Here is an 18,899-nt window from a genome sequence, read left to right as displayed (position 1 = left end):
ATGCAGCGAGGCCAGCTTTCGGACTACTTTGCAGGGGTCGCTGTTAAACGTTTAAGCGCGGTCGAAACCAGCCCGGACACTTCCAACCAGCACGAATTCAACGGTTCCGCGCCGCTGCGCCGGTTGCTGGGAGATGATGACCAGAAGAATATTCCGGCCCGCTACATATGGCTTGGCCAAGAACAGGAAGCCGTCACAACTGACAGCATTCTGACCTGGTATGATTCACGGCGAAAGCACGCGACCCGCACCGAATACCGTCTTTATTACCCCGACAACGAAGTTACCGGGATGATGCAGGAAGGCGACGTGCTGTTCATTGCTCTTTGTCGTGACGGCACTGCCATGGTCATTGTCACGCCGGTCGACAGCACGATCCAGAACCAGCTTGTGTGGCTGTTCGGATTGGAGGACCAGCCAGAGTTTGAGTTCACCGTTCAGGAGATCGCGGGCACCAGCAATCCCGATCTGGACTTTGCGGCGCGCTATATCTTGGACGAGCTGGGTATTGAGCCGGAAGAGCCGGAGGCGGACCGACTAGATGATCTGATCGAGCAGTTCGGCATGACATTCCCGACCACGAAGATCTTTTCCGAAATAGCCCGGTCAGCAGTGACAGACGTTTCCCCGGCAGACGATCCGGACGGCGCATTGCTGGGCTGGCTCGACATGGAAGAGCAGCTTTTCCGCAGGCTGGAGCGGCGCATAGTGGCAGAGCGCATTGCAGGCGGGTTTAATGCGCCAGAAGGCGCGGACGTGGACGGCTTTCTGTCATTCTCCCTCAGCGTCCAGAATCGGCGCAAGTCCCGCGCAGGGCAAGCGCTGGAGCATCATCTAGAGGCGGTATTTACTGCCAACAGCATCCGGTATTCGCGCGGTAAGGAGACTGAGAACCGCAACAAGCCCGACTTCCTGTTTCCGGGCCACGAGCATTATCATGACCCTGCTTTCCCGGCAGAAAAACTCACCATGCTGGGGGCCAAATCTACGTTGAAAGATCGCTGGCGGCAGGTGTTGTCCGAAGCCGAGCGGATCGATAACAAGCATCTGCTGACATTGGAGCCAGGCATATCCGAAAACCAGACTAGCGAGATGCAAGTCAAGCAACTTCAGCTTGTGCTGCCACGCAAGCTTCACGAAAGTTTCCGGCCTGCTCAGCAGGGGTGGCTGATGGACGTGTCAGAATTTCTGGCACTGGTGGGCGAACGACAGCAATTTTGAGAGGACAACAGAATGTTCAACTTGATCATGCGGTCGGTGCCATGGAACACCGGCAATGAAACAATGGAGGTTGGCAGGGTTTTTGAATACACCGAGGACAGCGTAGCCGACCAATTTCGTACTGCAGACGGCATCGACCTAGACAGTCTCGCACGTTTGCCCTGCCTGTTCATGCAGGAAGGCACTGGCGATGAAATTGCATATGTCGGATCAATTATCAGGGCACGCATCGTAAACGGTGAGGTTCGCTTTGAGTATGCTATAGATCCAGACGTAGCCCCCTTACGAAACATCCTAATTTATGCAAATCGGCACTCTCTTGATATGCCGCGAGACTTTGAATTCTCCCGAAATCACTGGGCCGTTAAAGAAGTCGATTTGTACCGCTTCCTGCTCCGTAATGCACAGCCGCGCCGTCAACGACCGACAGTATTCCGGATCGAGGATCATGAGAATATCGAACCGACCCTCGCGTCGGCAATGATGCCATTCGATGCCGGGTTCAACGAAGTCTATGGTGCGATCCAGTTGGCCGCTGAGAATGCAGGTCTGTATTGCAGGCGTGCAGACGACATCTGGGAGAACCCTGCAATCATTCAGGATGTTGTGTCGCTGATTGACCGTTCGCGAGTCGTAATCTGTGATTGCACAGGCAGAAACCCAAACGTTTTTTACGAAGCAGGAATTGCCCATGCTCTTGGCCGGGAGGTTATTCTGGTCACGCAGAATGAGGGCGATATTCCCTTTGATCTTCGGCATCTGAGATATGTTCGCTACCTCAACAATGCCGAAGGACGGGCTGCATTATCTGCGGCGTTACAGGGTCGAATGCAGACAATTTTGGGCCACTAAGCGGCTATACTCATACAAGGAAAGATCGGCGAAAATGTTCTCACTTGGGATGAGTAAAATTGAACGCAAGCGTCTTATCAATCTGTGTCGATTAGCCGTCGCAAATTTCAATGCCGGTGACTGGCAGACCCTTGGCGCGCACACTGGCGAGATGTCCGTTATAACAAACCATGATCGTCTTCTTCGGAGCCTTAGCTTCAATGATCCCGATTACTCGGGGAACGCGCACGCAGTCATATTCAACCTGGTCGAAAAGGACGCCCAGAACCTTCAGATCATCGAGGAATACATTCACGAAATGTATGGGGAGCCTGCGGACATAATTTCGACGGCGAGCAGCCGCACCCGAATGGTCACATTTGCGCCAGCAGTCTTCGAAGTGCCAGAGGGCGCTGTAGAAACAGACCTAGTCTCCGTCATGACACCGTTTTCAGCAGAATTTGAGGCTGTTTTCACGTCTATAAGCGCTGCTAGCGCCGAGGCAGGTTTCCGGGCTTTGCGCGCGAAAGACATCTGGCAGCATTCGACGGTTATACAGGATGTCTTCAGTCTTATTTTCAGATCGCAGATTGTAGTTTGCGATTTCACCGGCAAAAATCCGAACGTCTTTTACGAAGCCGGCATCGCACACACGCTTGGCAAGCACGTGGTTCCAATCACGCAAAACCAGTCAGATATTCCATTCGACTTACAGCACCACCGTTACCTGTCTTATCTTAACAACTCAGAAGGTCGCCAGCACCTTGCAGCTAGCTTAGCCGCCCGCTTTCGATCTCTATAGCGCTGCGTTTTTCTAAGGCTTGCTGCTTCCGGATTGATGATGGCTATTTGGTCCCCATTTCAGAACATCAGTGGAACTTAGTGGTTTCAGGGAATGCTTTCTCATGGCCGCGTGGCCTAGCTTTGCGTCCTGGAAATTCGAAGAATCAGCCGCTTAGAACACGCCGATCCAAGAACTGGAACGCCGTCCTCAGTCCCTGTTGACAAAGCACACCGAACGCGGCTCTCAAAGGTATTGTCGAGGCCGGATTGCCCCTTGGCGTACTACCACTCGGGACGGTAGACTAAATTGCTAGAAAGCTCCACACTCCCATCAATCCTGTAGCTGCAGTAGCAGGAACTCTCGCAATTGCCGGTTTTTTGTTGGCCTTTTGGTGTGGACGTCATCGAAGTGTGCGCGGAATGCAGGCATATTACAGTCTTGGCCCTTTCTAAATTCGAACCGTCCCGCAGCTTCCTATCAATATCTATGGCGAAATCACGGCCGCGATCCCAGCCCGATTCTACCCAATGCAGCATCCATTAAGGATCCTCACCTGAAATCACAGTTTGTCGTCCTGCGCGGCTTCGTCTCGCTCGCCCTTTGCGCCGGGCGCGCAATAGATTTCGTATAGCGTCTCCAACAAGCGGCGCGAGGCATCACCAGCCAGCGAATAATGAATCGTGCGACCATCGCGGCGCGGCTTCACCAAGCCATCTTTGCGCAGCAGCGCCAGTTGCTGTGAAACCGCAGCCTCGCGTATGCCAAGCAATTCGGCAAGCTCGCCGACGCTTCGTTCGCGTTCGACGAGCTGGCACGCGATCATTAGACGGTTATGACTGCCCAACGCCTTGAGCAGGGACAGCGCCTTTTCGGCCTGTCTGCGGATTTCTTCCGGTTTCACACTTGCATATATGCGGAGATGTGCATATAAAGTCAATTAAAAATATGCCTTCGCGTCTTTTGCAAAAGGCCTTTGGCACTCGGACAATCAAGGAACTTTGCCATGACCAATATGAAAAGAATCGACGACCGCTTCACAATTGGAATGGCGTCGCCTTCCGCTGATGATCTGCGCGAGTCGGCGCAAGCGGACTACAAATCGGCGCCCAATCTGCGCTGCGAGGCAGAACCGGATCAGCCTTTCAAGCCAGCCCACGAAAGCAAAGAAGTCCGCACTCTTGGCCTGGCCTATAGCCATGTCCCGGTTGCGGGTAATGCGATGACGGAAGCACGGGTCGAGCAATTCCGCGCCGCAGTCAAAACGCTACCCGGTCCGGTGTTCGTGCATTGCGCATCTGGCAAGCGAGCCGGAGCATTCACCGGCATGCACCTTGCCGCCGAAAACGGTATGAGCGGGGACGCGACGCTGAAACAGGCCGAAGCCATGGGTTTCGCGTGCGACGCACCGGCGCTCAAGCGGTTCGCGCGCGATTATGTCGATGGGCAAAGCGGCTAATTGCCGCTGCGCCGCCAACTTATCATCCCTCCTACTGTGAGACACATCCATGACCCCCAACGTTCAATCTTTCTTTGACGACGATACCAACACGATAAGCTATGTTGTATCAGATCCCGCAACCGGCGCGTGCGCCATTATTGATCCCGTACTGAATTATGACGCAGCAGCGGCGCGAACGGCGACGATTTCAGCTGATCGCGTGATCGACCACGTTCGGCGCGAGGGGCTAAACTGCGAATGGGTTTTGGAAACCCATGTCCATGCCGATCATCTCTCGGCTGCGCCTTATGTTCAGGGAAAGCTGGGCGGGAAGCTGGCGATCGGCGATCACATCACCATCACGCAGTCGGTGTTCGGAGAGATTTTCAACGCCGGGCCGGACTTACCGCGTGATGGCAGCCAGTTTGACCAGCTTTTTCATGACGGCGACAGTTTCCCCTTAGGCAAAATGACAGCGCGCGCTCTGCACACACCGGGCCATACGCCGGCCTGCATGACATATGTGATTGGTGACGCTGCCTTTGTCGGCGACACTATGTTCATGCCTGACTATGGAACCGCCCGCGCCGATTTCCCTGGCGGTGATGCTCGCATATTATACCGCTCGATCCGCAAAATCTTTACGCTTCCGGGTGAGGCGCGGCTGTTCATGTGCCATGATTATCTGCCCGAAGGCCGCTCAGAGCATCGCTGGGAAACGACCGTGGCCGAGCAGAAAGCCGCCAATATCCATATCCATGATGGCGTGAGCGAGGATGAATTTGTCACCATGAGAGAGGCGCGCGATGCCCAGCTAGGCATGCCGAAGCTGATTTTGCCGTCGATCCAAGTCAACATCCGCGCCGGCTATATGCCTCCAGCTGAGGACAATGGCACGGTCTATCTAAAGCTGCCGGTCAACATAATGGGCGAACCACAAACCGCGCCCGACGGGACCAGGCCGGGTACGCAGTAACCGTCTGCTCACAGGGATGCTGATCGCGCACCTTAAACGCATCCTGAAGCTCGACCGTTTGCGCCTACGCGGTCCCAACGGAGAAAAAGATGAGTTCCACCTCGCCGCTGCAGCTCAGAACCTACGGAAACCGGCCTGTCCCCCGTCAGCATTCAATAGACAGACTGGCTTCATAAAATAAGTGAGTGTTTTGGTTTCATTGCAGTGATTGTAAGGAACGAAAATGAAAGCAAAACACTCAAAAGCCCGCGCAAGCGGTGGTCAAAGATATCCGTAGAGCCACGCGCAAGCAGTATAGCGCAGAGGAGGAGATACGGATCGTGCTGGAAGGCTTGCGCGGCGAGGATAGCATTGCCGAGCTATGCCGCCGTGAGGGTATCGCACAGGGCGTATATTACAAATGGTCGAAGGATTTTATGGAGACTGGCAAGCGCCGGCTCGCTGGCGATACGGCGCGCGCTGCCAATAGCGATGAGGTCCGTGATATTCGTAAGGAAGCCCGCGATCTGAAGGAGGTCGTTGCTGAACAGATGCTCGAGAACCGCCTGCTGAAAAAAAGCATGATCGGGGATGGGGAAGGCGAAGAATGAGATATCCTGCCTCAGAAAAGCTCGAGATCATCAGGCTGGTCGAGAAAAGTCATCTACCTGCCAAGCAGACACTGGACAGGCTGGGTATTGCCCGGCCTACCTTCTACCGCTGGTATGATCTGTATCAGCGGTTCGGCGAGGATGCGCTGGAAGATCGGCGTCCAGGACCGCGCCGGGCATGGAATCGGATCCCGGATGATGTGCAGGGCCAGATACTGGAAATGGCGCTGGAACGCTGCGAATTGAGCCCCGCGGGAGCTGGCGGTAACATTTACCGATACGCAGCGCTACTTCGTGTCGGAAGCCAGCGTTTACCGCCTGCTCAAGGCCCACGACCTGATCACCAGCCCGAACTTCATCGTGATGAAGGCTGCAAGCGAGTTCAAGGACAAGACCACGGCGCCCAACCAGCTGTGGCAGACCGACTTTACCTGCCTCAAGATCATCGGCTGGGGCTGGTATTATCTGTCGACGATCCTCGATGATTACAGCCGCTATATTATCAGCTGGAAGCTGTGCACGACCATGCGCGCAGAAGATGTCACCGATACACTGGAACTGGCTCTTGAGGCATCAGGCTGTGCGTCGGCGCATGTGCTGCGTAAACCGCGCCTGCTCAGCGACAACGGGCCGAGTTACGTTGCGGGTGAACTTGCGGATTATCTGGCCGACAAGAAGATGCGCCACGTTCGCGGTGCACCGTTCCATCCGCAGGCAAACGGTCGAACGTGTCTTTGGAACCCTAAAAGGCTGGATGGGGCCGTGTCACTTGCTCACAAAGCGCATCAAAAACGTCGCCACAGAGATGAGCCTCAGCGTTCTGGCTTACAATATCAAGCGGATGATCTCGATAATAGGTGTCAAACCACTCATCGCTGCGATCCGGGCATAAAAGATCAGCGCGCCTATTGAATTAACCGGCAACAATCCGGCCACGATAGAAAAACCGGTCAAAGAACCGACCAACCGCAACGTTTTTACACAGCCTCGGGTTGAAGCAGACATCAGATAAAGCGAGGCTCAATGCCTGCTGACCGCCCAATACCGGCAATGCGCAATAAACTATTCTCCGCCCTGCTCATAATCAAATGACGTAGCCGGACTACGATTTTATTTCCCAGGGACAATTTGGAGATGCATATCACCTCGGGCTTTCCTCTGGGCTTCACTATATGCCCGTTCATATAAGGCGAGCGCATCGCGCCAAAAATCCGCCATCTCGGTAGCACCGAACGAATCCAAAGCGTTGATCTGTGCTGTGATGAAATCCGGTGTGCCTAGCCCATGCCGCTCAATAAAGCCCAACATGCTACGAATAAAGGCAGCTTCCTCCTCCGGGTCCATTGCAGGCTTCTCAAATGAATCGTTACCCGTCTTGTTAGTCACGCGTTTCCCAGCCTCTCCTGACCAACAAGAATGATAAGCGCCGCTTAGTTCCGTGGTTCTGTGTTCATTCTCATTATTTTATTAAAACGCGATGAATCTTTCTATCGGAGTTGCTGACCTCTCTAATGAACCGTCCAGAAATCTTCATTCCCATAACCGACAGGAATTTGCCACTTATTTGGGCAACAAGATGTAAAAAATGTCTCGCCGTCAGGATGATTCCACACTCGTTCTCAGTGTGAACCACCCCCGTAGTCCATAAAGATGATTTGCGCTTGCCGAAAAGACATCGGCTTCTCGAATTTGCCTAGCGGAATCGGCGCACCTGACCAGCTTCCTAGAATCTTACGCACATAATCCTGCGTTTCAGCAATGCGGGGAACCTTCCAGCGGCGCTCGACCCGCCCAGGTCCAGCATTATACGCCGCCAGCGCCAGATCATAACGGCCGAAACGATCAACTTGCTGTTTCAAATAGCGGGCGCCACCTCTTAGATTATCGATTGGTGAGTGAGGATTAACTCCCAAATCCTTGGCAGTGCCAGGCATAAGCTGAGCTAGACCTATTGCTCCCGCGTGAGACACTGCTCCTGCGTGATAACGGCTCTCCTGCATGATAAGCGCGTCGAACAAGCCAACTGGCAGACCTGCCTCACAAGCAACGCGGTGAACGAGAGGATAGAGTTGGCGACGACGCTGTTCTGCAATCCTACTAAATCCGAAGCTTGGTTGATACATGGGCAAAGAACAATCGTTGGCATTCGTGCGGCCTACGGGAGGCACCAAAGAGTTGGGTGACAATGCATGAAGTACAAAGGGATTTCCCAATGCTGCAGGATTAACCGCACTACGCTGCAAAGAAGGCTGACGTGATCCGGGGAGTTCCATATCTCCCCCTGCCCCGGTAAACTGACGCGCTATTAATCGGGTCACAGCGTCAACATCGACAGATACTCCAGAATAATCTTCTCCAGACGGCTCAACCGGTTCTGGATCAACAGGTGCTGAAACAAAATCAAGCAACACCACAGTCCTTTTTGGTTTTGCTGAAACGCTTTCTGATGCAAGTAATGATACCGCTGCTAGTCCTATGAGAATTTTGAATTGGGCCATCTGGCGTCCTTTCGGTTCTTGTGAAAATATCATGTGCCGAGAGATAACCACCAGCATTGGTACCACCCCCTCCGATCAAAGAGAGAAGCAATTGCAGGAGGTTGGATCCCCTCCGACCATGATTAGCCACGGGATTATATTTTTCATGGTGCAGACACTCGCATTTGGTCTGGCAAGCCATTGCGAACCACCATGCAAGGCTCATTTGCGTTTCCGTCTAATTTCGTATAATTTACAGACGGAGAAAAGAAATGAGCCTTCCCATTCAACAAGATCCTGGCAATCCTGGAAGTCAAAACAGCGTACATTGGCAGCAAAGCCAAAATCACGTAGTGAAGCGGAATCCGCCAACAATTGGCGATTGGGTTATCACATGGTTCATTCTGGCCCTGTTTGGTCTCGGAATTATCGCGACGCTTCCCAAGTAACATTACCGCGCCGATCATTTTCTGCGACCGCCTTTAGGATCATATTCCGCATGGAGATGATTGTTGTCGGGATCTTTAGGAAACGTCTCAAAGGCGACATCATAGTCTGGTCCAAGGCGCGCGCTAACACCGCGCGCCAAAGCACGGCCTTGCGTAATGGTGATATTATTTCCCCTGAAGTCTAGCGCTTTCCCTGAAGGATGTAGGGAACCATCAGTATGGGTTCGATCCTGGGCAGAGGTGACAGTTCGAGGAGCCAAACCAAGGCGCTTACTTTCTTGTGCTACAGCAGAAATAGCCGGTGCCATCCGAGAATCCAACGCAGTGACATTGGTGCCCGGCTTGATCGACATACCATTATCTCTGATGTAACCGGTCGCATTGAAGCTGGTACCCCCGCCCGGTGCACTGCCCGATGAACCGCGCTCGAACAGAGGGCCAAAAATAGGCATAGTCTCACCGATTGATAAATTTTGTGCGTTGGCAGAACCTGTAAACATTGCTTCGCCGCGACGATGCAAATCTCCATTAGTTAAATTTGCGCCAAAATCGTACTGATCCAACCGCTCATTAGCTCCCTCAATCCTGTCACCGACAAGACTGGTCAACGAAGCATCGCGGGAATCCGATCTGACATTAACCGAAGGCCCAGAATTGGTCACGACGCCCACTTGATTGCTGCCCCATTCTTTCACATCTCCTGCGGGCTGTGCGATGCCAGAGGACGGTAACGGACCAATCGGCCCCAAATCGTTCCGCATTTCTTCGATGAACGAGTTACGGAAACGCTCCTCCAGCACATTGCGGGTTTGCCGCTGCCGATCGTTCAGATCAACATCACGCATCCAGGTTTCATAGCCGCTATCACGAAGCCCTTCGTTTCGCGCCAATTCTCCCGCGGCGAAATTTTGCCAATTCTGGCTATAGTCCCGCGACGTTTGGAAACCGCCCGATTCAATCTCGCTGATTTGCCGTTCATATCGTTTGCCGACTTCTTCAAGTCTGCCGGCTTCAAGCGAATGCGACCGCGCCTCAGTGAGGCTAGCATCGCGTCGCTGAGACAATCCTTCGAGTTCCGAACTACCGCTCGTCGAAACTGCACGAGTGAAATTCTCCCTTGAGTGGGTCGCATTGTCACTGGTTGACTCAGCATTAAGAAATGACAAGCCTTTAGCGATACGCTCATTAACGGAAGCGCCAGAGGTACGATTGCGACTTTCCTGAGATAAAACACTAGCATTTATCCCTGCATTTAATCCGGGCACGGGTGAACTCAGCCCTAGGTTCCCAGTGCCTTGCATGTAGCTAAATCGGGCTAAATCATCAGCTGCCTTACGGTCGAAACCATAATCGTTGACGAGTGTATCTGACCAGCTGCGTGTCAGATTTTGGGCTTGCGAAATAGCATCCTGCGTTTGCTGTCCCAATATCGTTTCACTACCGCGAGAATTCTGTGCGGTGGTGAACAGCTGTGCGCCAATGGTGTTGGCGGCCGACAGAGATTGCGACGCCATCTCACGCTGCTGTGTGGCTTGATTTTGGAATTCACCAACAGTACTGCGCATTTCACCGACATTGGCCCGTGTCAGCGTTGGTTTCCATTCAAAGCTCGATATCGCAGGATTCTGATTAGTGACTACGGAACCGTCAGCGTGGGTCGTTGATATCGCGCCGTTAGCTTGCCGATGCGAAAACGCCGGAGATCCAGTAGCAAAATTGGGTTGATTGTTCCACTGATTGCTCGCCTGAGTATTTAAATTCTGGTTAGCCAGACTGGCATTCCCATAAGCATAGTTACCAGTGGTGGCTTCACCTGCAGCAGATTCGGCAGCATTTTGACTTGGTGCCAAAAAGCTGGTCGCATGTCCTGCTATCGCCATAGCCCCCCGCGCCATTCCTGCGGCGAGAAATGGAATACTCGCAATCATGTAGCCAGCCAGTGAGGCTGTTTCGTCGTTAACCGCACCTATCCCGGCAAAGTTCCCAAGCGTCATCCCGTCACCGGCGACCGCGTTTCCCGCAGACAGCCCTCTCCCCATCATAATCATATGCAAGACGACGTAGAGCGGCCCCCAAGCCGCCAAATAGAAAAAACCCGTCACATAACCGCGCAGCGTCGAAACACCTGTCTCGGGCATCAAAAAGAGCGGAAAAAGTACCGGGAACATTGCATAAAAAACAACGGTCAAAACAATGTTTAGAATGGGAACCCACTTCATTGCTCCCTGTGCCAAAGCTGAATAGGTATGGCGCGTCTGAATATCCGCTCTGGTTGCCGCAAAGCTATCAATAGCAGCTGCACCGGTACCGCCAGACATATCATCACGCGCCTGCATGAACGCATTTACCGCAAGGCTCTGGCGCATGATATCAAGCGCGTTCGACGCATTCGAAGTAAACGCCTGATAGGTAACAGGAAGATCGGCGGCCAGTTTGGCTTGCGCAACGGCATTGGCCATTCCCGGATAAAGCTGCTTTGCCCATATAGGAGAAAACGCATTGAGGAATTGTGTCCACTCAGGGGTAAGAGCGGTGTACGCATCGCGACAAGTGATAACAGCGGTCGAAGTAGTCCCGTCGCCATTGCGCGTCACATATGTTTGCGCGCGAGCAGGACTTCCGGGACCAATATCCGCCCACAGATTCGTAGATTTGGCAAGGCCATCCATTGATTTGAAGCCGAGCATGACGTCATAAAAAACGCAGCGTTTCATGTGTTCATTGATATTGGCGGCAAATTCGGGATCGGTGATCCGAATCTGACGTGTCGCCTCCATCAGCTTGGAACCGTAGATAATTCCGTTGGCGGAATATTGCAGCTGACTCGGCATTACAAAGACGGTCTCGGCCTCAGTTGTCAAATAATCTCCGACCTGACTTGTAAAACTGGCGACCGCACCAAGGCCTAACGGCACGTTTGCGACGGTATTAGGAGACAAACCCGGATTAACCCGGTCCGTAACCTGAATCGTGACCGTTGGGACCATCAAGCAAAGATAAATAAGCGTGGCTTGCAAAAACCAGTTAAACCAAGCTCTCCAATCAAGGCTGAAAGCAACAATAAGCAGAGTATATATGAGCCCCATGACCATGACGACACGGATCATGGACTTGTAGCCGCCCCCGCCTGTCCAAGCTGAAACGGCATTCAATACGTTGACGATATACTCGCCGCCGCCAATCGTGAAAAGCTCCAACATGCCGCCTGCCCTTTCTTAACGAAGACCTTGAGAGTTCAAACCGCGTGAAAAATTAAGCGCCGCTGACATGCCCGGTGACATCGAATTTTGAAGCGTTGATTCAAGAGCGATGGTACGGTCAATAACCCGCATCGTAACCTCCACACGAGCCGAGTTTCTGACTTCGCGTTGAGCAAATTTCGTCCGCACACCTTGAACCTGAGCGGCCCAGGCAGCTGCGCTATCCTGGTCGGCCTTCACCAAGCCAACTTTTGCCATGTCAAACTTGCCTAGAACGTCATTCAAAATGGCCTGAAGCAGATCAATTGACGTTATTTCAGAAACCGCATCAATCTCTCCAGTGCCGACAATATCGGTCCGTGCCGCAGTCTGGACCGCGAGGATTTTATAAAGCGGCAATGAGGCAACATTGAGCAAAGTCTTTTCCGCATCGCCAATCGCGGTATCATTCTTGATCGCCGTCGCCATCGAGAGAATCAGCGCCTTGACCTTCGGGCGGATTGCCTGAGAAGCCGGAATATTCATATTCTGAGTGGTAACTTCGAGACATTTATCTGAATCAACACATTTAAGGATTTTGACGGTATTACCGCCCTGCGTCCCATCAAGAAGGGCTTCGACAATGGAATCATCCCCAGGACCGTGCTTGTCGATAATTGAACCCTTTGTCGGATCATCAGATACCTGAGTGACAACCGTACCAACGATCGTCATGACCATTTCCTTGAACTCCTGATCATAACCCCCAAATTGCGGGGCTTTATTCAGAATGTCCCATGTGAAATTATGGTCCTGGCCGACGAGCTGCAATTCCATCGCAGGGTCACTATTTGCCGCCAGCGTCTCTTTGCGCTGCCCGCCATTATTGCATCCCTGACGGCTAGCGGCCCAATCCGAAAACAGACCATCATTGTTGCCAACCGCTTCGCAAATGGTGCTTTGGGTCGTATCCATAACAGGCCAAAGTCCGCCGACCAGTCCTTGCGCCGTCTCGCAGCTTGAAATGTTCATCTGATTGAGTTGTTGCACCTTTTGGCTCATATCCTTGATAACACCACTGATCTGAGGCGAAATGGCGTCAATCGCTAACTGGAAAGCAAATCCGATTGCATTATTTGCCGTCGCTTTGAGCATGGCAACAAGCTCTGCCGTGTTGATGAAACTGAAGCTACCGGCGAACAGATCAATCCCGCCACAGCCAGCGCGCGCGCCGGGTAACTGAAGATTGAAAGGCTGAACAGACTTTTGAGGAAAACGGGTCCAGACGTTACCGCCAGAATAATAGCCGGCAGACTGCCCTTGAAACGCGGACGGGCCGGTGATGTTGGCTCGAGCGCCAGCATCATCGAAATAGCTTTGCATCTCGTCTCCAACGGAAGCAGCCGCCGGCGTAATGATGCTAAAATTCAAATATGCGATGATCGCGAGAAACACGCCCAATTTGCGGACCATGCCACGAGCTTTGTCATATATTCTCACAGTCATTAGAAATCACTCCCTGGCTTGGTTTTGGTCAGAACGAAGATCCGGTCGATAATTTCGTCCGCCGCCATGAGGCCTGTCCCAATTGGAATGGGCCGCTTGGTCAGCGTATCAAAAAGAACGAGCGCGGGGGTGGATTTGCCGGGAAGGCCCATACGGGCGCGCTGACCGCTATCCACGACGTAATTGGGGAATACACGGTTTGGGCCGCCATCCATAGACACGGCCACAACCGATAGACGGTTGCTATCGCTTATTGATTTGAGGATAGGAGCCTGTATGTCGCAAGCCGAACAGGATTGAGCATAAAAATAATAGACCCCGTACCGCTGCGACAGACGCGCCATCGCAGCATTTCTGTCAGCGACGCGGTTATCAAGCCAGGCGCGTTTGCCAATAGTCGAAACGGGACGCTGGAGAGTATAGTCATCTTCCGGATTTTGCCACAATGCACGCTGCCAAACATCGGCAAATGTTGATGATCGATCAAGCTGTTCGCGCTGGAAACGGATGTAAGCAAGAACATTGGCTTCAGTCGGCTCCAAGATCGCCTGTGCCTTCAACTCATCAAGCTGCTTGCCAATCTCTTTGAGCTGTGCATCGGCTGATATTTGAGGCGGCGCAGCAGTCGCAGGACTGGACGGCTTTGCTTTTGGTTTGTCGCAATAAAACCAGCTGCCAAGTTTGCGGCGACAATATAGATCACCCTCCCCGCCTTCTCGCTCATAAATACCGTTTTCCAGGGTATTTTCGGAAGGTGGGAGCGCAGCTTCCTCCAAAGCGCCGCCCTCTTGATATGACGAACTTTGAGCAAGTGCCGGGACAGGCGCAATGAAAACAAACAGACCTGCCAATGTAGTTAAAAACTTAATCTTCATGAGACTGATCCTCCTTGACAATGCTGACATCGAGGAGTTTCCCGACGTCGAAAAAATAGCGATCACGAAAGAGCAACTGGACAAGACCGTGCGCAGCAAATTCAGCCTTTTCGCGCGCCTCCTCGCCCACATGAAGGCCAGTACCATCACTCTTTAGCCAATCACGATGAGACAGCCGCCTAAGGGACGTTTTAAGATCGTTTTCCACCAATTTGATGCCAAACCAGCGACCTATAGTCTTGGCTAAACGCGCCCCATCAACACCAGGACGACGCGCACAGCAAATGACGACTGCAAGCTCCAAAACGGAAATATCCGGCACCGGGATAAAACTATCCAATGCCATCACCGGATTCTCGCTCATTATGGTCCCCCCCGAGAATAATAGGCCTCAATCTTGGCCTGAATATCGGCCATAGTTGCTGCCTCATCGGGCAGCTTCGCCGCGTCCATGAATTCCTGATAAACTTCAGTGAAATCCATGATTGACAGATCAAGCGCAGCAAACTCATCGATAGTGAAACCGGAGCATTCCGGATTTTTCGGTGTCCCCCAACTCTTCGAAAGCTGCTCCCTGCCCTGCTCTTGCAGAACGCGGGTTAGTTTCGAAAGAAAACAACAAGAGCTTCGGCGTTTCGTTGTGCAAATACCAAGAAATTTTTTCGAGCAATATGTTCCTAGTGTGTGACACAGCCCCATGCGTTCACGGACATCGAGTTCTTTTTCAGACGCATCACAAAGGAATAATGTTAGAAATGGCGTCGCAAGACCGGCGATGGCCGTAGGACCGCCAGCGAGCGCGGCAAACCCCGCTGCGGTCGGTATGAGGCCAGAAACTTTACCTGCACAGCAATTTACCAGCCCAAATATCGGCTTGTGGCAGCTCATCGGGTTGCCCTCGAACAGCTTGTAATCCACATCGTCAAACTCGCGATTTGCCTGAGCTAAGGCCTCCAATCCGACAACCGCGTCCTTGAATTCATCGGATGCCTCGCGTGTTACCACCTCGCACTCACCCCCGAAGCAATATACATCGCCGCCGCATACATATTGTTTTTCGGAGGGAACAGCGCCGGGAATGGGGCAAATATAAATATGCTCCTCGACCTGACAGGCCCCCTGTTGCGGGTCGTCGAGACAGACACTACGGGAAAATTGGCAAGCATTATTCGCGGCCAAATCTCCACAATCGTTTCCATCAAAAGTTCCCTGACATTGATAGGATCGCTCCCATTTCCAACAAGGCTGTGTAACAGGAATATTGTTGATAATGCGGGTTTCAGGCGAGGAATCGGTGCACACCTGTACAGGATTGGAACAAGCCGGATTAGTCTCAATCGAGGCACATTGTGTTTCGTTTGGAACGGCTGTGACACTCCGAATCTGACGCGGAGTGGGCACGGGCTCTCCCGGCACGGGAGACTCGCACTCAAGGTTGAATACCTGAATTTGATCGGGCTCTGTGCAATTAAAAGGCAACGTACCCTGAAGACAAATATCAAACCATTCGGAGGAGACAATTTGACATATCCCTCCAATAACAGGAGTAAAATTAGGATCACAAACCTTTGGCGCGCCACGCCAACCCGTCTCCGAACACTGATAATCATAGACTGTGCGCTGCGTTGCGGTGACATCGAGAGGAATTTCGCATGTCTGCACTTCATCAATGACACCTTTCCCCACATTGCACGTTGCCTCAAAATTGCTTGGAGATGATGTCGTGGGCGGAAGCTCGACGCACTGGCCAGTAGTCCCGTTCGGATCCACACCTTGAACATAAAGCGATGGATCCTCGTTTATGATTTCACCGCGCTCAATCGTTTCGTCAACCAGCTGGTCAGGAACACGCGGACGAATGGCGTCTCCATCAATTACCAAAACAGCCGCTTCGTTTGTGCGGGCAGCTCCAATTCGCGCAGCTTCAAGAGCGGCAGGATTATCAAGATATTGAGACTCCGGAGCATTGGCCCCATTATAGCCGGTTAGATTATCCGCAGCAGCGGCATCATTATCTGCCAAATTCTGAGAAGCATCAGCTATGCCTTTTGCAAAGGCTTTAGCGTCCTCCCTGACATCCTGCTGAGCAGATGCTGGAGCAGCAACAGCCAAAAGAGCCAACATTGCGGCGAAGAGACGCATCATCCGCCTGCCCCAAGCCGTTTGAGTGCTGTTCCAGCGATGCGCGCTCCCGGTCCACCGCCAGCAGCAAAACTTTCCAAAACATAGCGCACGGTGACATTACCGGCCATTCTATCATGCGGGGGCGGCGTCGTGCGACAATCAAGACCGTCACAGAGATCGAAATCCGTTGAGACCACGACAAAGGCGGGCACAGTCTTTACATCAAAAGCGCGAAACAAACGCGGATCAATGCCCAAAGCACCGGTCTCCTGACCAGGCTCAATCACTTTAGCAATACCTTGCTGAAACGCCTTCATGGAATTACCCGGAAAACCCTGAAATACGACAGCCCCGCCAGCCTTGCTCGTATCCCGAATGAGTGGTTTCAAACTTTCAGGCGGCATCGACAACGATGCAAAAACGATAAACTGCGGCGCTTCACCTGTCGGCATTTTTCCGGTGACGTCCGCCATCATCCTGTCAAGTTCACTCGCACCTTCTGCGCTGCCTTGCGCCTCGACATATTGTTGGTGATTTGCTTCTCCAGACTCCACCGTTTGCCGCGCCTCTTCTGCCACGCCATCACTGCGACGCATCACGTCATTGACGAACGCCTTTGCATCGGCGGCGCTTTCATCAGCCCTTTTCTGAATTGCGCCAAGATCAAGACCTTCAACAGTTTGAGCATAGACGACAGCAGCGCAGGACAGCCCAACTATCCCGCCAGCGATAAAGACAGCTTTCCAGTTCATAACGCGCAACAATTCCTTTTGCGCCAAACGAGATATCCAAAATCCTCGCCGACGACGGGCCACACCCGGCCAACACCGGGTTTTAAATCGGAAGCACCAATTGGAGCGCAGGCGTACCTGCCTTTGACCATCGGTGAAGGGTTAACCATCTGGAAGCGATATTGCTGCTTTTTCATGATGGGCATCGGGTATTTCTTGCACAGTCCCTCTTTCCCCATCGTCCCCCATGCGAGAAATTGACGGTGCATTTTATACGCCATCCGCGATGCGGCGAGACGCGAGGATTGAATAGGGTTGAGGTGGCTGGCAACATTTCCGTTGAGCGGATACATCGACCCCTGACAACCAGCACACCAGAACAGAGGATCTATAGGGCGGCTAACAGTCGCGGCCACACAATCAGCAGCACAAGCCAACGTAGCAACGGGATTAGCGAAAACCGCAGCTTCCGGATTGATGAGCATCGTAAGAGTATCATCCTGCCAAAGCGGGTCAATCTCGGTTACATAGGCGATATCAAAACTGGACTGCTCCAGACAAAGAAAGTCGGTCACGATCTCCATCCAATAAAGCAATGGGTAAATATACCAGTGCGCGTGCCATTTGGCTGTGTTCTGCCCAGCCCCACCAAGCTGATTGGTCGTTGCGTAAGTTCCTCGGCCGATATTGAAACCGGGCGATATCTTGACACCACCAAGATTGGGAAAACACCAGGGCTTTGTCGTCACATCGACGAGCCGCACAGGCTCCCAAAACCCTACTGCAATGCCAATACGAGGAAGTGGCGAGCCACAGGCACAGATAGGAAATGATGGATTATTATCCGTATCGGGGCGACCACTTGGCCAAATTTTCAGCCCGCCAACGGACAATGGAAACAGACAGCTCCAGCAGACATCGGTGATGGGATTGACGAATTTTCCGGTACACGAGCCCGGGACGTCCCCAGCTCGTGCCGGCGCGGACGCCATCACGAAAGCTGTCATTACGACAGCAAGGATAATTTGCCAAAGACGCCTGAAAGAAGAGGTTTTCACGATTTATCCCCTTCCCGCTCCAAATCGCGTTCAACCAACCACGCATCATCAATCCGGATTTTTTTATAGAAAAACAGACAGCCGGAAATCGAAGCGACCAACAAGAGAATGAAAAAGAATCCCCCAGCACCGGCGCGGCCCAAAAGGGTGGAAACAGCATCGATAGCCAAAATGCCGACAACGGTTGCCGCAGCAGATCCAATGAAAATGAACCGCAGACGCCGCATGAACGACGTTTCCGGCGCGGCAAGAGGTGTACCGAATATTTGCTCTGCCCATTTCATTTGGAGCGACCCTTAAATTCTGTCAGCGCCAGTCTGGACCAATAAACAAACTGCCCTAAAACAAGGACGGCGAACGCTAAGCTCCCAGCGACAAGAAGATGAATTGCATTTCTTGGTTCCGGCGGAGACAAAACAACCCCGACAAAGACAGCGAAGAAAATACCGAGCGCAGCAAGATTGAAACAGGAAAACACGACCAGCGCAGGCAGGTGCCAACGCGCACGTTCTTGCGACTCTTCCAACTTCCCTTGGAGCGAAACCGCACATACAGATGTTGGCGCGCTACGCATTATTCTGCCTAGGTTCAGAAGCTGACCGCCAAAGGCAATATCCGAACCATGATAAAACAAAAATGGCATCGATCTGCGCCACCGCG

Annotated in this window: 19 protein-coding genes and 1 pseudogene; 8 read left to right on the top strand and 12 right to left on the bottom strand. The window is 52.7% G+C overall.

The window, feature by feature from the left end; all coding sequences use genetic code 11:
• From CHN51_RS18780 to CHN51_RS18770, 3 genes are read left to right on the top strand one after another with little or no spacing between them, the layout of a single operon-like run.
• Positions 1-1,221, top strand: coding sequence for a type II restriction endonuclease (locus tag CHN51_RS18780; protein ID WP_100095795.1), 1,221 nt, complete (start codon positions 1-3; stop codon positions 1,219-1,221).
• 12 nt (positions 1,222-1,233) lie between these two features.
• Positions 1,234-2,073 (top strand): hypothetical protein, encoded by an 840-nt coding sequence (locus CHN51_RS18775; protein ID WP_100095794.1) that lies wholly within the window; start codon positions 1,234-1,236, stop codon positions 2,071-2,073.
• Between the two features lie 49 nt (positions 2,074-2,122).
• On the top strand, positions 2,123-2,854 hold the full coding sequence (locus CHN51_RS18770; RefSeq protein WP_100095902.1) for a hypothetical protein: 732 nt from the start codon (positions 2,123-2,125) through the stop codon (positions 2,852-2,854).
• Between the two features lie 541 nt (positions 2,855-3,395).
• Here the strand turns inward: CHN51_RS18770 and CHN51_RS18765 are convergent.
• Positions 3,396-3,737, bottom strand: a complete 342-nt coding sequence (locus tag CHN51_RS18765; protein ID WP_100095901.1) for a metalloregulator ArsR/SmtB family transcription factor — start codon at positions 3,735-3,737, stop codon at positions 3,396-3,398.
• 102 nt (positions 3,738-3,839) lie between these two features.
• Here CHN51_RS18765 and CHN51_RS18760 point away from each other — a divergent pair, with 102 nt between their 5' ends.
• The 4 genes and pseudogenes from CHN51_RS18760 to CHN51_RS20255 all read left to right on the top strand — a co-directional run bounded on the left by CHN51_RS18760 (position 3,840) and on the right by CHN51_RS20255 (position 6,732).
• Positions 3,840-4,292, top strand: coding sequence for a sulfur transferase domain-containing protein (locus tag CHN51_RS18760; protein ID WP_100095793.1), 453 nt, complete (start codon positions 3,840-3,842; stop codon positions 4,290-4,292).
• Positions 4,293-4,341: 49 nt separating this feature from the next.
• On the top strand, positions 4,342-5,250 hold the full coding sequence (locus CHN51_RS18755; protein WP_100095792.1) for an MBL fold metallo-hydrolase: 909 nt from the start codon (positions 4,342-4,344) through the stop codon (positions 5,248-5,250).
• A 257-nt stretch (positions 5,251-5,507) separates the two neighbouring features.
• Positions 5,508-6,566, top strand: a pseudogene (locus CHN51_RS18750) (IS3 family transposase); the annotation flags it as partial.
• A complete protein-coding gene (locus tag CHN51_RS20255; RefSeq protein WP_240617001.1) occupies positions 6,487-6,732 on the top strand; it encodes a transposase in 246 nt (81 codons plus the stop codon). The pseudogene CHN51_RS18750 and the gene CHN51_RS20255, both read left to right, overlap by 80 nt.
• Positions 6,733-6,950: 218 nt before the next feature.
• Here the strand turns inward: CHN51_RS20255 and CHN51_RS18740 are convergent, their stop codons facing one another.
• Together CHN51_RS18740 and CHN51_RS18735 are read right to left on the bottom strand one after the other, a co-directional pair.
• Positions 6,951-7,226 (bottom strand): hypothetical protein, encoded by a 276-nt coding sequence (locus tag CHN51_RS18740; protein WP_123906371.1) that lies wholly within the window; start codon positions 7,224-7,226, stop codon positions 6,951-6,953.
• A 233-nt stretch (positions 7,227-7,459) separates the two neighbouring features.
• Positions 7,460-8,395 carry a lytic transglycosylase domain-containing protein gene (locus tag CHN51_RS18735; RefSeq protein WP_240616991.1) on the bottom strand — a complete coding sequence of 312 codons (936 nt, stop codon included), beginning with the start codon at positions 8,393-8,395 and terminating at the stop codon, positions 7,460-7,462.
• Positions 8,396-8,589: 194 nt separating this feature from the next.
• Between CHN51_RS18735 and CHN51_RS19880 the strand changes: the two genes are divergently transcribed.
• Entirely contained in the window at positions 8,590-8,766 is a 177-nt protein-coding gene (locus CHN51_RS19880) for a hypothetical protein (RefSeq protein WP_164089302.1), read from the top strand.
• Positions 8,767-8,780: 14 nt separating this feature from the next.
• Here the strand turns inward: CHN51_RS19880 and CHN51_RS18730 are convergent, their stop codons facing one another.
• The 9 genes from CHN51_RS18730 to CHN51_RS19620 are packed head-to-tail and all read right to left on the bottom strand — an operon-like array spanning position 8,781 to position 18,882.
• Positions 8,781-11,966 carry a conjugal transfer protein TraG N-terminal domain-containing protein gene (locus tag CHN51_RS18730; protein WP_100095790.1) on the bottom strand — a complete coding sequence of 1,062 codons (3,186 nt, stop codon included), beginning with the start codon at positions 11,964-11,966 and terminating at the stop codon, positions 8,781-8,783.
• A 15-nt stretch (positions 11,967-11,981) separates the two neighbouring features.
• Entirely contained in the window at positions 11,982-13,418 is a 1,437-nt protein-coding gene (locus tag CHN51_RS18725; protein ID WP_240616990.1) for a conjugal transfer protein TraH, read from the bottom strand.
• Between the two features lie 32 nt (positions 13,419-13,450).
• Positions 13,451-14,326 (bottom strand): conjugal transfer protein TraF, encoded by an 876-nt coding sequence (locus CHN51_RS18720; protein ID WP_100095789.1) that lies wholly within the window; start codon positions 14,324-14,326, stop codon positions 13,451-13,453.
• On the bottom strand, positions 14,316-14,690 hold the full coding sequence (locus tag CHN51_RS19625) for a hypothetical protein (RefSeq protein WP_123906370.1): 375 nt from the start codon (positions 14,688-14,690) through the stop codon (positions 14,316-14,318). Before CHN51_RS19625 ends, CHN51_RS18720 begins: the two co-directional genes overlap by 11 nt.
• On the bottom strand, positions 14,690-16,471 hold the full coding sequence (locus tag CHN51_RS18715) for a conjugal transfer protein TraN (protein ID WP_100095788.1): 1,782 nt from the start codon (positions 16,469-16,471) through the stop codon (positions 14,690-14,692). The genes CHN51_RS19625 and CHN51_RS18715 overlap by 1 nt, the downstream gene beginning before the upstream one ends.
• Positions 16,468-17,202, bottom strand: a complete 735-nt coding sequence (trbC, locus tag CHN51_RS18710; RefSeq protein WP_100095787.1) for a type-F conjugative transfer system pilin assembly protein TrbC — start codon at positions 17,200-17,202, stop codon at positions 16,468-16,470. The genes CHN51_RS18715 and trbC overlap by 4 nt, the downstream gene beginning before the upstream one ends.
• Entirely contained in the window at positions 17,199-18,188 is a 990-nt protein-coding gene (gene traU, locus CHN51_RS18705) for a conjugal transfer pilus assembly protein TraU (protein ID WP_100095786.1), read from the bottom strand. Before traU ends, trbC begins: the two co-directional genes overlap by 4 nt.
• Positions 18,189-18,235: 47 nt before the next feature.
• Positions 18,236-18,523, bottom strand: a complete 288-nt coding sequence (locus CHN51_RS18700) for a hypothetical protein (RefSeq protein ID WP_100095785.1) — start codon at positions 18,521-18,523, stop codon at positions 18,236-18,238.
• Entirely contained in the window at positions 18,520-18,882 is a 363-nt protein-coding gene (locus CHN51_RS19620; protein ID WP_123906369.1) for a hypothetical protein, read from the bottom strand. Before CHN51_RS19620 ends, CHN51_RS18700 begins: the two co-directional genes overlap by 4 nt.
• Between the last annotated feature and the right edge of the window lie 17 nt (positions 18,883-18,899).

The sequence above is a fragment of the Sphingorhabdus sp. YGSMI21 genome (assembly GCF_002776575.1).
Lineage (GTDB): Bacteria > Pseudomonadota > Alphaproteobacteria > Sphingomonadales > Sphingomonadaceae > Parasphingorhabdus.
Note: the sequence above shows the minus strand (reverse complement) of the source record. Positions and strands in the feature narration are given on the sequence as shown.

Excerpts from the sequence above, each read along its gene's own strand:
- CHN51_RS19620 (WP_123906369.1), bottom strand. The coding sequence starts at position 18,882 with ATGCCATTTTTGTTTTATCATGGTTCGGATATTGCCTTTGGCGGTCAG.
- CHN51_RS18730 (WP_100095790.1), bottom strand. The coding sequence starts at position 11,966 with ATGTTGGAGCTTTTCACGATTGGCGGCGGCGAGTATATCGTCAACGTA.
- trbC (WP_100095787.1), bottom strand. The coding sequence starts at position 17,202 with ATGAACTGGAAAGCTGTCTTTATCGCTGGCGGGATAGTTGGGCTGTCC.
- CHN51_RS18780 (WP_100095795.1), top strand. The coding sequence starts at position 1 with ATGCAGCGAGGCCAGCTTTCGGACTACTTTGCAGGGGTCGCTGTTAAA.
- CHN51_RS18735 (WP_240616991.1), bottom strand. The coding sequence starts at position 8,395 with ATGCTGGTGGTTATCTCTCGGCACATGATATTTTCACAAGAACCGAAA.
- CHN51_RS18715 (WP_100095788.1), bottom strand. The coding sequence starts at position 16,471 with ATGATGCGTCTCTTCGCCGCAATGTTGGCTCTTTTGGCTGTTGCTGCT.
- CHN51_RS19880 (WP_164089302.1), top strand. The coding sequence starts at position 8,590 with ATGAGCCTTCCCATTCAACAAGATCCTGGCAATCCTGGAAGTCAAAAC.
- CHN51_RS18720 (WP_100095789.1), bottom strand. The coding sequence starts at position 14,326 with ATGAAGATTAAGTTTTTAACTACATTGGCAGGTCTGTTTGTTTTCATT.
- CHN51_RS18755 (WP_100095792.1), top strand. The coding sequence starts at position 4,342 with ATGACCCCCAACGTTCAATCTTTCTTTGACGACGATACCAACACGATA.
- CHN51_RS18770 (WP_100095902.1), top strand. The coding sequence starts at position 2,123 with ATGAGTAAAATTGAACGCAAGCGTCTTATCAATCTGTGTCGATTAGCC.
- CHN51_RS18725 (WP_240616990.1), bottom strand. The coding sequence starts at position 13,418 with ATGGTCCGCAAATTGGGCGTGTTTCTCGCGATCATCGCATATTTGAAT.
- traU (WP_100095786.1), bottom strand. The coding sequence starts at position 18,188 with ATGACAGCTTTCGTGATGGCGTCCGCGCCGGCACGAGCTGGGGACGTC.
- CHN51_RS18775 (WP_100095794.1), top strand. The coding sequence starts at position 1,234 with ATGTTCAACTTGATCATGCGGTCGGTGCCATGGAACACCGGCAATGAA.
- CHN51_RS19625 (WP_123906370.1), bottom strand. The coding sequence starts at position 14,690 with ATGAGCGAGAATCCGGTGATGGCATTGGATAGTTTTATCCCGGTGCCG.
- CHN51_RS18700 (WP_100095785.1), bottom strand. The coding sequence starts at position 18,523 with ATGAAATGGGCAGAGCAAATATTCGGTACACCTCTTGCCGCGCCGGAA.
- CHN51_RS18760 (WP_100095793.1), top strand. The coding sequence starts at position 3,840 with ATGACCAATATGAAAAGAATCGACGACCGCTTCACAATTGGAATGGCG.